The organism is Caballeronia sp. Lep1P3 (assembly GCF_022879595.1).
Lineage (GTDB): Bacteria > Pseudomonadota > Gammaproteobacteria > Burkholderiales > Burkholderiaceae > Caballeronia.
Genome location: NZ_CP084270.1, coordinates 146,438 through 162,071, shown reverse-complemented (window position 1 = coordinate 162,071; position 15,634 = coordinate 146,438). Strand labels below are relative to the sequence as shown.

Sequence of the window (15,634 nt, the reverse complement as noted above, 5' to 3'; positions counted from 1 at the left end):
GGAGTTAGCTGATGACAAGTAAGAAAGAGGAGGCGGCCCGACTCGCCGCTGCGGCCTTGGATCCGGCACTCATGCCACGTTTGGAGCGTAGAACGCCGCGAATCGCAATGAACAGAGTCACGGATTTCACGGGAGAACTCGAAAAGGTCGAAAGGGACCTGAGCGAGGCACAAAGGAGACTTGCGCTTCATGATGGTGCGCTCCCGACACGGAAACTCACAGCAGATTCGATCAAAGCGTCGAAGTTTGCCAATCGAATCGAGGGTTCGTTTGAAGGACCTTCATTCGAAACATTCAAGCAAGAGATCTTGAGCGCGGGCGGAAACGTACAGCCAATCAAGGTGAGACGAATCGGCCCGAACTACGAAGTTGTGTTTGGACACAGACGACATCGAGCGTGCTTGGAACTTGGACTACCGGTCCTGGCAATGATTCAGGAGGACATGTCCGACAAGGATCTCTTCGAAGAGATGAGCAGGGAAAACGAACAGCGAAAAGACCTGTCGGCGTATGAACTCGCCATGCATTACAGACGAGGGATTGATCTCAAACTCTACCGAAACTGGTCGGAGATCGCAGCCGTACTGGGGAAAACCAAAAGTTTGATGAGCCGGTACAGCGCACTTGCTGAACTGCCTGATGCTGTTGTGGATGCGTTTCGGTCGCCAAGCGATATCCAGCCGAAGTGGGCTGAAAAGTTACGGCAGGTCATTGATGTTGATTCCGCCGCGGTTATAAGTGCAGCGAAAGCAGTCGCAGGCAAGTCTCTTCCGCCAAAGGCGATTTACGAAGCCCTTATCAATCGAAGCGCCCAGAAGTTCACCCGGGTGAACTTTTCGTTCGGCACTTGGAATGAGACGGACAAGAAGGCAACCATTGACATTGATAAGTCAACCCTAGGGCCAGAAAAATTGGAATCGCTTCGCGCTTTCCTGGCATCACTACAGTCTGAGAGCTCACCCGGGTGAGCTAGTCGCCGCGCGACTTGAAGCAGAAACGCTCTTTCGTCCGCATCCCCTACGCTGCGGGTACCGAAAAATTTTCGCGCGCTGGTCGATGGGCGGACTGCTCCACTCTTTGATCTGCTTTCCTCGGCCGGTAATTGGTCGCTGTGACGATCGCCGGCGGTGACGAATCCGCTCGATGCCGGCAGCAACGTCCCCATCCCTCGCTCCATCGTCTACGACGGGGCACCCATCCCGCTAATTGACGGTGTCAGCTGCTTCCGAGAGAGCATGCCGACATGCAACTACCAATCTGCTATATCAATCGCCGAACGCGCGAAGCATGCTAGTCCGACTGCCTACAGCGACAGCTTAACCGTCACCGCAAACGCGATTGCCGCAATGAAGCAGGTCGCTTCTCGGCTAGACTTCCCGATGGCGAGGTCCCACCTGGTAACAAAGAAATCGTTCGGGGGATTGCCAGGCTACATCGAGCGCGTAACAGGCGTCCCTGCGTTGCTCCTGGGGCCAGCAACGGCAGGTGGCGAAGGCCTTAGGCGGGTTGAGCATCAAAACGCGGCGGTAACCAGGTTTTGGCTTCGCGGCTGCCGAATAAGCTTAGCTTGGCAGGAGCGTCGGTTACGGGCGTTCGCCCCGCTTCGCAGGCATTTCTGTGAACCTCAACAATCGGTGTCGCCGCGCCCTGTAGTGTCCGTCGCGGACAAGCGTCGTCAGGCGGTCCTCCTGCGCGTGGATGAGCGCATTGCCGCGCCGATGTCTCGATTCGCCAAGCCAGCATGCGTTGTTCAGAGGCGAGGGTCAGCGGATAGGCGTCGCTTTTCTGGCTGGGCGGCTCAGCAGAGCTTCGCGGCGCGACGTCAAAGCGCGTTGGAACCACGCCCAAGCCGTCGATCGCAGCGGCGTTGACCGCCCGGGCGACGCGCCATCGCGCACTTTGTCGAGGGCGCCGTTGGCGTCGATGTAATGGTCCGCCAAGCGTCCGTCGGGACGGAGAACCGTAGGGTGCGGCGGCATTGGGTTTCTTGACTGCACTGCGTTGCCACGGGTCCGTCCGTTCTTCGGGGAGTGTCTGGAACAGCATGGGGGCCGACGGAACCCGCCGGCCGAAAACTTGCCCAGCGACGTTCGGCTCGTCAAGCCCTTATAGGCAATGAAGCGGGAATCTAGCAGGCATGGGTCCGCTGCACTGAGACGGATGCAGCGGGATGATCGTCGATGATCGACCCGCTCGGATCTTTGTCGCCTTCGTCTCAAGCGCTCGATTTGTTTGACAATCAACTGGCGGTGTGCGGGGCCATCGTCTGAAGGTCTCGCGTAAATACCCAACAAAAATGTGGCCCGCAACGCATCGTGTCCTTTGCACCCGAGCGTCCCGAGGCGGTCCTCCTGCGCGCGGATCAGCGCACCGGCTGAGCCAACGTGTCGATCCGCCCACGGCCAGCAGCGCTGTTCATGCGCCACCGTCAGCGGCTGGGCGCCACTTCGAGTGGGCGGCTCGCCCGTGTCCAGCGGCGTGACGTCGATGCGCATCGGACGCACGCCAGGCCGTCCCGCACGGCCCTTTGATCCTCTCCGGCGCCGCACAGTCACGGCGATGTCAACGCCGCTTTAGGCGTGCACATGGTGGTCGATCCACCGTCCGTGCTGGACGTAAATCCACGCGTTGAGTTATCACGTGTCATGGGCGACTAACTGCCAGAGTCGGATTTATCCTACCTTCTGGCTGTACTAAGACCGTCATAGGGCAGGGCTGAGGGCTCCGCCGGTCGCCTTTTTGCTTCGGAAAGCTTCCTGATCGAGACAAGCTGTTTAAGCCTGATAACGCGTGGGTATCAGGCTAGGCCAACGCGTGCGCACCGGTTAGGTTCGTTTGCCAGTCATCTCTGCGGGGGATATACCGGGTTGCCTCGCACGAGGCCCACGATCAAGATAGGCACCCGCGCTCGCGATATGGCGGGCGCCGTCTTCAATTCTTTCTTGGGTCAAACACAAATGGCAACCGGTACGGTCAAGTGGTTCAACGATGCAAAGGGTTTTGGCTTCATCACACCGGACGGCGGCGGTGACGATCTGTTCGCGCACTTCTCGGAAGTCCGCGCCGAAGGCTTTAAAACACTCGCCGAAGGCCAGAAGGTGACCTACGACGAGAAGATGGGGCCAAAGGGCAAGCAGGCGTCGAACATCAAGCCGGCGTAAGCCACGGCGTCCTGGCGATCTGAGCGGTCGCCCGGGGCGCTGGTAGGGCGGGGCGGAGGCTTAAGAGTCACCGCCCGATACCAAAAGCGACCCAATAATGGAAGATGCCTTGTCTGCTAATTATTATTAGCAGTGAACGATTTAATGGCTAGAATGGCGGGTAGGCGGCTTTACGTTTCGTTTTATTAGGGTAGAGGTATCATTTGGCCTATAATGAAGGTTCAAGTGAACCAAGGAGACCGCCATGCTGCTGGTGTCGCCCGAACAAATTGCCGCGGTGATGGCGCTGCCGTCCATTCCGCACTCGGTCGCCGAGCTCGACGCGCAGGTGCGCGAGGGGCTGCCGAAGTCCGCGCTCAAGGAAGGCGTGGAGCACGCGACGCGCAGCGCCGAGGAACGGCGCGCGCTGCTCGCCCGCATCGTGCCGGAAGCGACGTTTAAACGCCGCCGCGACAAGCTCAGTCCCGACGAGTCGGAAAAGACCGAGCGGCTCGCCCGGATCGTCGCGACCGCCCGCTACGTGTGGGATGACGAGGCGGATACGCGCGAGTTCTTGAACACCGCGCACCCGCTGCTCGAAGGGCGCACCCCGGTCGAGGTCGCGCTGACCGAACTGGGCGCGCGGCGCGTCGAGGAGCTGCTGTGGAAGCTGTTTTATGGGCTGCCCGCATGACGCTCAATATGAGTAGCGTCGACGATCAAGCCGAGGCGCCGGTCTAATGCGGATTTTTAGAATCGCCGATAGCCGTCATCCGGTGTGGAGCGGCACCGGCGCGATGCTGGTCGGCGGCCGCTTCAACAGTCCGGGTCGGCCGGTGATTTACGGCGCGCTGAACTTCGCGGGGGCGATGCTCGAGGTGCTGGTACACGCGCGGATCGGCAAAGTCCCCAAGCATCATGTGTGGGTTGCAGCCCAGGTGTCCGAGGACGTGCCCATCGAGCGGGTGGAGAGCGACGATCTGCCGATGGGCTGGGACGCACCGGATGCGCAGGTCGCGCGACGCTTCGGCGACCGCTGGATCGACGAGGCGCGCTCGGCGATTTTGATTGTGCCGTCGGTGGTCGCGCGGGCGGAATGCAATGCGGTGGTGAATCCGGCGCATCCGGATGCGGCGCGCCTGGTGGTGTCCGCGCCGCAGCCGGTGGTATGGGACCAGCGGCTGTTCGCCGTCGGACGGGACGCGTCGCCCGGCTAAGCTCACCGTCCGCCCCTGAAAAGACTCACCCGACGAGCCCCATGGGGGAAGCCCGTGGCTTCCATGGACGAATCAGTAAGCGCACCGCAATGGCCAATCAACCGCAACAGCTGACCTTGCCTCCGCCGCGCACCTACACGCGCACCGACTTCACCGCGCTGCGTGCGTTCGTGCAACGCCTGCCGGCAGCCACCATCGCGCGGCTTTACTACGATCCCGAGTACGCGCCGCACGCGGCGAGCGCCGACGCGATGGAGCGGTATCTGCGCACCATGCGCGATGACTTGGTGCAGCTGGCGTTACGGCACGGCTCGCCGGTGCTGGCCGACCACCTGAAGGCGTCGATCAGACAGCACGGCAGCGCGAAGCTCACCGCGATGACCCTGCGCATGGTCGAGCAGGCATCGACCCTCGCCGCGGCGGTGCCGCTTCCTGCGCACGCGGTGCACCTATGGTTCCGGCCATTGATCGCGCAGCGTCTCAACGGAGAGGGCATCGGCACGCTCGGCGCGCTGATCGACTACTGCAATGCCCGCGGCGGCAGCTGGTGGCGCTCGGTGCCGCGCATCGGCGCGTTGCGCGCGCGGACGATCGTCGCGTGGCTGCGGCGGCATGAGGCGACACTGGGCGGCAAGGTCGACGCCGACGTCGACACGACATCCCTGGCGCCAACAAGCGCGAGCGAAGGGAAGGGCGACGATCGCGTGATCGTGGTCGGCGGCGATCCGGGCGAACCGCGGCTCGCGCCGTTCGAGCACCTGGCGGTGCCGGCCGAGTTGTCGGGGGCGAGCGGTTTCAATCGCGCCGCGAGTTTTGCGTTCATTCGCGCCGAGCACGATCTCGCCGCGGTGCACGCATATCTGCACCGCTATCGCGACCGGCCGACCACCTTGCGCGCGTACACGCGTGAACTCGAGCGGCTGATTCTGTGGAGCGTGGTGGTGCGGCGCAAAGCGCTGTCATCGCTGACCGTCGAGGACTGCGAGGCGTACAAGGATTTTTTGCAGGCGCCGCTGGCGTCGTTCACCGGACCGAAGCGGCCCCGCAGCAGCGGGCGGTGGCGCCCGTTCGCGCCGGAGGGTTTGTCGGCCGACAGTCAGGCGTATGCGGTGCGCGTGCTGCGCGCGGCGTTCGCGTGGCTGGTGGAGGTGCGCTATCTCGCCGGCAATCCGTGGAGCGCGGTGCACGAACCGGCGACGGTGACACGCGAACTATCCGTGCAAGTCCACCGGGCGCTGCCCGCGAGCTTATGGACGTGGGTGCGTCAGGCGCTCGATGCCCGCTGCGACGGGTTCAAGGGTGGCGTGCCGGAGTCGGACGACGAGGCGCGACAGTGGCGTGCCGCGCGGGCGGCGATCTTACTGATGGGCGATTCTGGACTGCGGCGGGCGGAAGCGGCGCTCGCGCGTCGCGAAGATGTGCGCCTCGCCGAGGTGACCGCCGATGGGCGCGCGTCGCGCAGTTCCATACCCCGCTCACCGTCGCAACCAACGCTGCGGAACTCGGTCGAGTCGAAGCGCGGCAGTTCGACCGTCTGGACACTGACCGTCATCGGTAAGCGCCGCAAACAGCGCACGGTGCCGGTCAGCGGCGCGACCGTCGCGGCGCTGCGCGCCCACTGGCGCGACCGCGGACGCGACTTCAACGCGCCACACGCGCAGGGGCCGCTGATTGCGCCGCAATGGATCCCGGCCACGCCAGCCGCGCTCGGGCGGCACGATGCCCCGACGGAGGAAGGGCCGTACACCGTCGATGCATTCGGGCGGCTCGTGAAAACGGCGGTGCAACGGCTCGCCAGGGAGAGTGCCGCGCTGGCCGACTTCAGCACCGACGACCTGGTGCAGTTGGCGAACACGTCGGCGCATGCTTTCAGGCACACGTTCGGCACACGCGCGGTCGCACGAGAAATGCCGACCGATGTGGTCCAAGCCATTCTCGGTCACGCGTCGTTGCAGACGACGTCGATTTATGTGCGGGCTGAACGACGCCGCATGCTCGAGGCGGCGGCCCGCTATTACGCGGATGAAGCGGAGTGACGGACCGCTCGCCCTCGACATACTCGTGCTTGACCGAGGTGGGGCCGGCGGGCCCCGGCGCCGACGGACCGTAGTTTGCTTGGCAGGGGTGATGATGTCCGCCGTCCCCGGCCGCGTCGAAACGAAGCCTGCAGGGCCTGACCGGGGCTAGGTCGTGCCCCCCGCGATCACAGACGCCGGCCTGCGTTCTCGGCCCACACTCACAACATGAGCGAACCTGACGAAGTGACTTCTCTATCCGTCTACCAGAACGCCTTCCGCACTTTCCCCGCTGCCTGCCTGCTTCTATCCACGGATATCGATGCCGTCGTGCTCGCCGTGACCGATGCGTTTGCACAGGCGTTTTCGATCCAGGCAAGCCAGATCGTCGGCGCCGGTCTTTTCAAGCTTCCTCAATTAGCGCCTGCCGATCGCGCATCGACGCGTGAAGCGTTACGTCATTCCATTTCGCTCGCAACCGCGAGCGGCCGGCCGAACCGTGTCGTTGTCGCCGCCAGCCAACTCTCGTGGCCTGCCGAAGTTGCCGCGCAAAACAATGAGACTCACGACTGGAGCGTCGAGCACGCGCCAGTGCATGACCAATGCGGCGAACTTGTCTGCATCCGTCAGACGTTCACCGTTTCGCCGGAAGTGCCAAACACGGCGCCTGATGCGACACTCCCCGACAGCGAACGCCGATACCAAACGTTGTTAGAGCAAACTACGCAGGGCTTTTGCATCATAGAGATGCTATTCGATGGGGACGGAAGGGCGGCGGACTATCGGTTTCTGACGGTGAACCCCGCGTTTGAGGCGAACACGGGGTTGGTTGATGCAACCGGGCGAACCATGCTGGAACTGGTGCCCGAGCATGAGCGGCACTGGTTCGACGCTTACGCTCAGGTTGCGCGAACGGGCATCCCGGTGCACTTTCAGAACGAAGCGGCGGCGCTCAAACGGTGGTACGACGTGCATGCATTTCGCCTCGACGCCTCTCAGCCGAATCAGGTGGCCATCCTGTTCTCGGATATAACCGAGCAGCGCGATGCGCAACTGCGATTGGCGCGCAGCGAGCGCAGCGCCCGCGCGGCAGCGCTCTTAGCGGAAGCGGCCACTCGCCGCCTTGACGCGCTGCTCGAGGTGGCGCCGGTCGGCATCGTCGTCAGCGACCGCCATGGCGCCATTGAACGTGAGAATCGAACCTTTGCGCAACTGTGGGGCGAGCATCACCCGGACCGCACCCAGCTCGATGATTTGGGAAAGTGGAAGGCTCGCTGGGCCGACACTCCGAGCGACATGGACAGCTTCTGACGCTCGGCGACTGGACGACGGCGAGAGCACTGCGTGGTGAAGAGGTGTTCGGTGACGTGTTCGAAATCGAAAGTTTCGACGAACCGCCCGTCCGTCGCGTGCTGTTGAGCAACGGCGCACCAGTCCGCAACGAAAACGGCGAGATCACGGGCGCGGTCGTGGCCCAGTTGGATATCACCGAACGGACAGCGGCCGAAGAGGAATTGTTAGTCGCCGGGAAACGCAAAGACGAGTTTCTGGCGATGCTGTCGCACGAACTGCGCAACCCGCTGGCGCCCATTGCCTCCGCGGCGGATCTGATCCGGACCTTCCCCAACGATGAGCGTCGGGTGAGTAAGGCCAGTGCGATCATTGCTCGCCAGGCAAAGCACATGACGGGCTTGATCGATGACCTGCTTGACGTCTCGCGCGTCACGCAAGGCCTCGTCCAATACCAATTCGAGGTATTAGATCTGAATCGGGCGGCGGCGGATGCCATTGAGCAGGTGCGGCCCGTGATTGAGCGAAAAAAGCACCGGCTTTCGCTCCACACCTCGCCGGACGCCGCGCTCGTGCGTGGCGACCAGAAGCGCCTGGTGCAAGTGCTGGCCAATCTGCTCAACAATGCCGCGAAATACACGCCCGAAGGAGGCGCGATCGAATTCAGCGTGGGCATCGAACGCAGGCACGTCAAGTTGGTTGTGTCGGACAATGGGATCGGTATGACCCCGGAGGTCACGGCGCGCGCGTTCGAGTTGTTTGCCCAGGCGGAACGCAGCGCCGACCGCTCACAGGGCGGACTGGGCATTGGCTTGGCGCTCGTACGCAGCCTGGTCACAGCGCATGGCGGGTCTGTCTACGCGTGGAGCGGGGGCCCCGGGCAGGGCAGCACGTGCGTTGTCTGTCTGCCCTGCCTCGAAGTCACCCATGCGGTTGTCCATCGCGTCGACAAGGAGGCGGCTCGCGGGTCGTCTTCGCTTGCGGGCCTGAAGGTGCTCATTGTCGACGACAACACTGACGCATCGGAAGCCCTCGGTATGTTGGTCGAAACCGCGGGCAATGACGTCGAGTACGCGTCGCACGCGACCACGGCGCTTGAGCTCGCCGGACGGTGGCGCCCGGACGTTTGCCTGCTCGATATTGGTCTTCCGGATATCGACGGCTATCAGCTGGCTGGCCTCCTTCGCAGCAAGGCTGAAGCAGCGAAGACGGTCCTAATTGCCGTCACCGGATATGGACTCCCCCAGGACAAGCAAAAAGCCTTGGCTGCCGGCTTTCATCATCACTTTGTTAAGCCGGTTGATTTCAAGGCGTTGCTGGGGCTGTTGCCCCCGGCGTCAGACTAGTTGTCGCCTCTGAACTTTCTTATCGAGAAGAGTCAGAGGTACAGGGTGAAGGCGAAACAAACGTATTCTGTTGAATTTAAGGAACAGGCGCTGTCGAAGGTCCTGCAGCGCGGCCCCCGAACGGTTGGAGCAGTGGCCGACGAATTGAACGTGAACGTACTGACGTTAAGGAAGTGGATGAGAGGCGCCGCCGCCGCGAAGCGGAGCTCGGGCTCCGAACACGCAAGACGTCCGGAAGACTGGTCGCTGGAAGAACGGCTGATGGCCTTGCAGGAGAGCCACGGGTTGGTCGACGAAGCGTTGAACAGCTGGTGTCGCGAGCGCGGCCTGTTCGCACATCATCTCGCGCAGTGGCGAGCGGATTTTTGCACGGTCGGTGGAACCGGTAGTCGGCGCGAGAGCGCCACGGAAGTCCGGGATCTGAAGCAGGCCAATTTCGAGCTGCAGCGCGAACTCAAACGCAAGGAGAAGGCGCTGGCTGAAGCTGCGGCGCTGTTGGTGCTGCAAAAAAAGCACCGTGCGCTGTTCGGGGGCGAGGCCGAATGACGGTCCCTGAAGAGCGCAAGGCATTGATCGACCTGATCAGCGAGGCGACCCTGGCCGGGGCTCGCCAGGCGCGTGCGTGCAGCATTCTAGGGCTCAGTGCTCGAACGGTTCAGCGCTGGCAGCGCGGCGAACCTGACGCGGTGGACGGGCGCTCGTTACGGCATCACGCGCCGCGTCACAAGCTCTCTGCCGACGAACGCGCCGAGCTTCTGGCGATCGCGAACTCGCCCGAATTCGGTCATCTGCCGCCAAGCCAGATCGTGCCTCGACTGGCAGACCAGCAACGCTATATCGCCTCCGAATCGACGTTCTACCGGGTCCTGAAGGCCGAGAAGCAACTCGCACACCGGCGCAGCGAACGGCCGGCACAGGCACGCAGCAAACCCCGTTCGGTTTGCGCCGATGCACCGAACCAATTGTATAGCTGGGACATCACGTATCTGCCGACCACGGTTCGTGGGCAGTACTTCTACTTGTATCTGTTTCTCGACGTGTTCAGTCGCAAAATTGTCGGCTGGCAGGTGTATGCCGAGGAAAGCAGCGTGCTGGCCAGCGAAGTCCTCAAGGACCTCTGCGCGCGCGAAGCGATACAGCCCGCCCAGGTGATTTTGCATTCGGACAACGGCGGCCCGATGAAAGGCGCGACGATGCTTGCCACCCTTCAGGCGCTGGGCGTCATGCCGTCGCTGAGTCGCCCGGGCGTGAGCAACGACAACCCTTACTCCGAGTCGTTGTTCAAGACCCTAAAGTATCGACCTGCTTATCCGCTCAAGGCATTCGATACCCTGTTTGCCGCGCGCACGTGGGTGGGCGCACTGGTGCGCTGGTACAACGAGGAGCATCGTCACAGCGCGATCCGGTTCGTCACGCCGGCGCAGCGTCATGCCAACCTCGATCAGGACATTCTGGATCGACGCGCGGCGCTCTACGAGTACGCCCGGCAACGCAATCCGCTTCGGTGGAAAGGCCCAACGCGCAACTGGCAACGCGTCGATGCTGTGCACCTGAACCCGGATCGAATCGATAACCAGGGCGGTACCCCACGACGCCCTAACCAGGAGAGAAAGGCAGCCTGAAATTATTCGTTGAGGCGACAACTAGCTTGAAAATTTCCGCTTTGCACTTCGCGCCATGCAACACCACCTCAATTAAAGGTGTTGCGACGACCGGTTGAATCCGCCCGGGCTGCGCCGCGCGGAAGCGGCGCTCGCGCGGCGCGAAGACTTGCGCCTCGCCGAGGTGGCCGGGGACGCGCGCGCATCGCGCAGCCCCTCGCCCCGATCACCGTCGCAGACAACGTCGCCGCCAACGTCGTCCCGCTCCGTCGATTCGGCCGAGTCGGGCCGCGGCCCGTCGTCGGTCTGGACGCTCACCGTGATCGGCAAGCGCCGCAAGCAGCGCACCGTGCCGGTCAGTGGCGCGACCGTCGCGGCGCTGCGAGAGGTGGCCGCGCGAATTCGGACAGCGGGATAGGTGGAACGCCCGGGGCTTAGCCAGCGATAATGCAGGCAAAGGAACCGAGAACATGACGAAGAGAACCCGACGCACGCACTCAGCGGCGTTCAAAGCGAAAGTGGCGCTGGCGGCAGTCAAAGGCGAGCGCACGCTGGCCGAGCTAGCGCAGCAGTTTGATGTGCACCCGAACCAGATCACGGAATGGAAACAGCACTGCAGGAGCGTGCGGCCGACGTGTTTGGAACGGCGGGCGTGGCATCGAATGAACCGCCGGTAGACGTGAAGACGCTGCACGCCAAGATCGGCCAGCTTTCTCTGGAAAATGATTTTTTAAGCGGCGCGCTCAACAAGGCGGGATTGCTGAGCGCAAAGCGATGATTGACCGTGGCCATCAGTTACCGGTGTCGCAGCAAGCAAAGCTCGTCGGCATTGCCAGATCGAGTGCGTACTATCGGCCGCGGCAGGTCAGCGAGGCCGACCAGAACTTGATGCGCCGGATCGACGAGCTGCACCTGGAGTTTCCGTTCGCCGGAGCGCGAATGCTGGTCCGTCTGTTGCGCCGGAAGGCCATGGGGTGGGTCGCCGTCGCGTGCGCACGCTCATGAAGCGTATGGGTGTGAAAGCGCTTTACTGCAAGCCCAACACGAGCCGACGCAACCCGCAGCACAAGGTTTGGCCGTACCTGTTGCGCGGCATGAAGATCGAGCGCGCCAATCAGGTCTTCGCACTCGACACAACGTACATTCCCATGGCGCGTGGCTTCGTCTATCTGACGGCGGTAGTAGATTGGGCGAGTCGCAAGGTTCTTGCGCACCGGGTGGCCATTACGCTAGAGGCGATACATGCCGTGGAAGCGCTGGAAGAAGCATTCGCCCGCTACGGGCTGCCAGACATCGTGAACACCGATCAGGGTAGCCAGGGCGGATTCAACCGGTCGTCGCAACACTGGATTGTTGAACAGATTCCAGATACTCGTCTAGGGCTTCCGCAGGCGTCTTCCATCCGAGAGTCTTCCGCGGCCTTGAGTTCAATGTATTAGCAACAGCTTGGATCTCCCGAGCACTCCACCGGCACAGGTCTGTACCTTTTGGAAAGTATTGTCGTAGCAGTCCATTCGTGTTTTCATTCGTACCGCGCTGCCATGGGCTTTGCGGATCGGCGAAGAATACCTTCACGCCAGACTCAATAGTGAAACGGGCGTGATCGGGCAGTTCCTTGCCACGATCCCACGTCAATGATCGCCAGAGTTCAGCAGGCAAGTCAGTTACAGTCTTTTTGAGTGCGTTGGCCATCGTGACGGCCCCGTAGCCGGCTAGCGCAGGCCCGTTTTTCGTGCGCGGAATAGACCCATAGTCTTTCTCTCGAGGCAAATGCACGAGCATTGTGAAACGGCTTGATCTCTCCACCAGCGTACCGATGGCAGATCGGTTCAGGCCAATGAGCAGGTCGCCTTCCCAATGGCCCGGCACCGCACGATCTTCGGCCTCTGCAGGTCGACTGGAAATCATCACCTCCTCACTGACGTGCGCCCATGCCTTGGCGCGCGCTCTCGCTCGCGGAACGCGCAAGGCTCGCCCGGTGCGCAGGCAGCCCACCAACTCACGCTTGAGCGCGCCGCGCCCCTGAATATAGAGCGCTTGATAAATAGCTTCGTGAGAGATGCGCATGGATTCATCATCCGGAAAATCTAACTGCAACCGATTAGCAATTTGTTCAGGTGACCAACCATTGACCCACTTTCGGTCCCCACGGTGCGGTTTATTTCGCCCCTTGAACGGCGTCTGCCTGGGCCCGTCAATCTTACGACCGTCAGCGTCATGTACTTTGCCCTCCAAGCGCTCCTGTACATATTGACGTAGCTCCGCATTAGTCGCCAGTTTCGCTGGCTTAGGTCGTTTAGCGAACCGTTCTGCCTTCCACTGCGCAACCGAAGCACGATACTCGAGGCATCCGTTTCAAGTCGCAGCATTGCGCGTTAGTTCTCGTGATACGGTTGACGCACTTCGTCCGATACGACGGGCGATCTCGCGCACCCCGAACCCCTGGACAGAGAGCAATGCTATCTCTTCTCGCTCAGCGAACGACAAGTATCGACCCGCGATAGGTTTGGACATGAATAGTGGCATGCCGCCACGATAGCGGAACCAGCGCGAGCCTACCGCTTGAGACGCACCGACCGCCTGCGCTGCTTTCTCGCTCGTGATGCCAGTCGCGATTTGTTGCCAAAAGCGTCGCTCGATCTCGTTTCCAAGCGATGGGGCGCCCGGCGAGTACATCGCTGCTCGACCCGTCAACCAATACACCTGCTTTGCACTTCGCGCCATGCAACACCACCTCAATTAAAGGTGTTGCGACGACCGGTTGAATCCGCCCAGTTCACGGCCGCCGCGTTCACCGATGCCGTACTTGAGCGCGGCGTGCAGCTGTCTATGGACGGCAAAGGCGCCTGGCGCGATAACGTGTTCGTCGAGCGCGTGTGGCGCAGCGTCAAGTACGAGGAAGTCGTGTGCTACGAACGCGACGGTTCGAGCTTAGAACAGTTGCGATGTTTTACCAAAGATGAGGGCGGGCCCCTCGGAGTCGGCTTGCAGGAGCAGGCTTCAAACCACCACAAGCTGCGTGAGTTAAGAGCTCCCGTGGTGAGCGTTGCTGGAAAAGGCGGGGCTCGACTCCGTCAGGTGAGGATCAGGAAGACGAACGCGAGTGAACCGCTGATGACGTGTCGAAACGTATTAACTGAAGTCGAAACCGGGATCTTGACTTCTATCCCGCGACAAAGGTTGGGGGCATACCTGCTTACTGCCCAACCGGCTTCCGGCATGAAGGCGGCGTGATCTTGATCCAGGCTTTGGTAAGGAACGTAGGAACCTGTCGTCCCGATGCTAAGGGAGAAGCCCAAGCGGATAGCCTTCGCAAGGGTGAGAGTACCGATGCGGGGCACAGGGGCGGAGGCGTTCGTAGTAGGGTTGAAGGCTCTGTAATGGAGCTGGACCGAAGGAGCGTCGTCGTCCGGCTTGACCAGGCGAGCAACCCGCAAGGGGAGGACTTGCATGGATAAGGCAAAGCCGTTTGATATTTCCAAACGTGAGGTGTGGGAAGCGTTCAAGCGGGTGAAGGCAAATCGCGGTGCGGCGGGCGTCGATGGACAATCGATTGCCCAGTTCGAAGAGGACTTGAGTAATAACCTCTATCGACTCTGGAACCGGCTGTCCTCGGGCAGCTACGTCCCGCCTCCCGTGCGGCGCGTGGAGATCCCAAAGGCTGATGGCACGACAAGGCCGTTGGGGATTCCGACCGTGTCGGATCGCATCGCGCAGATGGTGGTACGGCGATATCTCGAACCGATTCTGGAGCCAGTGTTCCATGACGACTCGTATGGTTATCGGCCGGGCCGCTCAGCGCATCAGGCACTCACAGTCGCGCGTCAGCGTTGCTGGCGCTCAGACTGGGTGCTCGATCTTGATATTAAAGGCTTCTTCGATAATATCGACCATCAACTTCTGATGCGCGCGCTACGTCGACATACGAACTGCAAGTGGGTGATGCTATACGTCGAGAGATGGTTGGTCGCACCGGTTTGTATGCCCGATGGCGCTCTGGTATCGCGGGATCGAGGGACGCCACAAGGGGCGGTCGTCAGCCCTATATTGGCTAACTTGTTCTTGCACTACGCGTTTGATCAATGGATGTCGCTAAACTATCCCGGCGTCCTGTTTGAGCGTTACGCCGACGATGTCATTTGCCACTGCAAGAGCGAGACGCAAGCTAAGCAACTACGAGCAGAGCTCGATGCCCGGCTTGCGGCTTGCAGACTGCAGCTTCATCCGGAGAAGACCAAAATCGTCTACTGCAAGGACGATAACCGACGCGGCAGCTATCCGGTGCAACGCTTCGATTTCCTGGGCTACTGCTTCCGGCCCCGGAGCTCGATGAATCGCTCTGGCGCACTGTTCGTCAGTTTCGCTCCCGCAGTAAGCGACAAAGCGGCCAAGTCGATGCGATTGCGAATGCGTCGGTGGCGGTTGCATAGTCGCAATGACCTTGAACTTGTCGACGTTGCTCGATGGACGCAGCCGGTACTTCTGGGCTGGGTTCGCTACTACGGGCGGTTTCGGCCTTCGGCTCTTCACGGGGCCTTACGCACACTGGATTCATTCATTGTGCGTTGGGCTCAGCGCAAATACAAGAAACTCCGAACGCACAAGCTGCGGGCCTGGGATTGGTTGCGGCGTCTGAAAATGCGGCGACCGACCCTGTTCGCGCATTGGACGCTCGGAGCCACGGCTGGACGATAGGAGCTGTATGAGTCGAGAGGCTCACGTACAGTTCTGGGAGGGCCTGGCGGTGCGACTCCGCCGGGCTACTCAACTATCTGAGGGCCTACGAATCGGTCACCCACGCCCGGCGCTCCATCGGCGACTACATCGAGTTATACAACCGGAAACGGCCCCATTCGAGCTTAGCGGATCAGACGCCGAATGAGGCATACTTCGCGACGCTGCCAGCGATTAAATCGGCAGCATGATTGCCTCGGACGCTCCACTTAAAGTCCTCGGAAAACTGTCCGAACTACCGAGGCCACCTCTCTGGTTTTGTCGCGGTAAGCAAAGAGGGTGAAAAAATGG

The 15,634-nt window shown here is 61.6% G+C and carries 11 protein-coding genes and 3 pseudogenes; 13 read left to right on the top strand and 1 reads right to left on the bottom strand.

The window, feature by feature from the left end; all coding sequences use genetic code 11:
- Positions 1-11: 11 nt before the first annotated feature.
- The 10 genes and pseudogenes from LDZ27_RS28635 to LDZ27_RS28590 all read left to right on the top strand — a co-directional run.
- On the top strand, positions 12-968 hold the full coding sequence (locus LDZ27_RS28635; RefSeq protein ID WP_244818664.1) for a ParB/RepB/Spo0J family partition protein: 957 nt from the start codon (positions 12-14) through the stop codon (positions 966-968).
- Between the two features lie 1,989 nt (positions 969-2,957).
- A complete protein-coding gene (locus LDZ27_RS28630; protein ID WP_040048696.1) occupies positions 2,958-3,161 on the top strand; it encodes a cold-shock protein in 204 nt (67 codons plus the stop codon).
- A 244-nt stretch (positions 3,162-3,405) separates the two neighbouring features.
- Entirely contained in the window at positions 3,406-3,834 is a 429-nt protein-coding gene (locus tag LDZ27_RS28625) for an antitoxin Xre/MbcA/ParS toxin-binding domain-containing protein (RefSeq protein ID WP_035970327.1), read from the top strand.
- A gap of 46 nt (positions 3,835-3,880) precedes the next feature.
- The gene (locus LDZ27_RS28620; RefSeq protein ID WP_244818663.1) at positions 3,881-4,357 is read left to right on the top strand and encodes an RES family NAD+ phosphorylase; all 477 of its coding nucleotides are present in this window, start codon (positions 3,881-3,883) and stop codon (positions 4,355-4,357) included.
- An 89-nt stretch (positions 4,358-4,446) separates the two neighbouring features.
- Positions 4,447-6,393 (top strand): phage integrase family protein, encoded by a 1,947-nt coding sequence (locus tag LDZ27_RS28615; RefSeq protein WP_244818662.1) that lies wholly within the window; start codon positions 4,447-4,449, stop codon positions 6,391-6,393.
- A gap of 207 nt (positions 6,394-6,600) precedes the next feature.
- Positions 6,601-7,683 carry a PAS domain-containing protein gene (locus LDZ27_RS28610; protein WP_244818661.1) on the top strand — a complete coding sequence of 361 codons (1,083 nt, stop codon included), beginning with the start codon at positions 6,601-6,603 and terminating at the stop codon, positions 7,681-7,683.
- Entirely contained in the window at positions 7,635-9,008 is a 1,374-nt protein-coding gene (locus LDZ27_RS28605; protein WP_244818660.1) for an ATP-binding protein, read from the top strand. The genes LDZ27_RS28610 and LDZ27_RS28605 overlap by 49 nt, the downstream gene beginning before the upstream one ends.
- 45 nt (positions 9,009-9,053) lie before the next feature.
- A protein-coding gene (locus LDZ27_RS28600) for an IS3 family transposase (RefSeq protein WP_244814132.1) occupies positions 9,054-10,630 on the top strand; the annotation gives its coding sequence in 2 pieces (ribosomal slippage) (positions 9,054-9,522 and positions 9,522-10,630; 1,578 coding nt in all).
- A gap of 94 nt (positions 10,631-10,724) precedes the next feature.
- Positions 10,725-11,027 carry a hypothetical protein gene (locus LDZ27_RS28595; RefSeq protein WP_244818659.1) on the top strand — a complete coding sequence of 101 codons (303 nt, stop codon included), beginning with the start codon at positions 10,725-10,727 and terminating at the stop codon, positions 11,025-11,027.
- Between the two features lie 52 nt (positions 11,028-11,079).
- Positions 11,080-11,928, top strand: a pseudogene (locus tag LDZ27_RS28590) (IS3 family transposase); the annotation flags it as partial.
- A gap of 7 nt (positions 11,929-11,935) precedes the next feature.
- On the opposite strand, the pseudogene LDZ27_RS28585 reads toward LDZ27_RS28590, so the two are convergent.
- Positions 11,936-13,333 (bottom strand): annotated as a pseudogene (locus LDZ27_RS28585) (IS30 family transposase).
- A 39-nt stretch (positions 13,334-13,372) separates the two neighbouring features.
- Between LDZ27_RS28585 and LDZ27_RS28580 the strand changes: the two are divergent.
- The 3 genes and pseudogenes from LDZ27_RS28580 to LDZ27_RS28570 all read left to right on the top strand — a co-directional run.
- Positions 13,373-13,513, top strand: a pseudogene (locus LDZ27_RS28580) (IS3 family transposase); the annotation flags it as partial.
- Positions 13,514-14,059: 546 nt separating this feature from the next.
- On the top strand, positions 14,060-15,304 hold the full coding sequence (gene ltrA / locus LDZ27_RS28575; protein ID WP_244818658.1) for a group II intron reverse transcriptase/maturase: 1,245 nt from the start codon (positions 14,060-14,062) through the stop codon (positions 15,302-15,304).
- 77 nt (positions 15,305-15,381) lie between these two features.
- The gene (locus LDZ27_RS28570; RefSeq protein ID WP_370653522.1) at positions 15,382-15,534 is read left to right on the top strand and encodes an integrase core domain-containing protein; all 153 of its coding nucleotides are present in this window, start codon (positions 15,382-15,384) and stop codon (positions 15,532-15,534) included.
- Positions 15,535-15,634 lie beyond the last annotated feature (100 nt).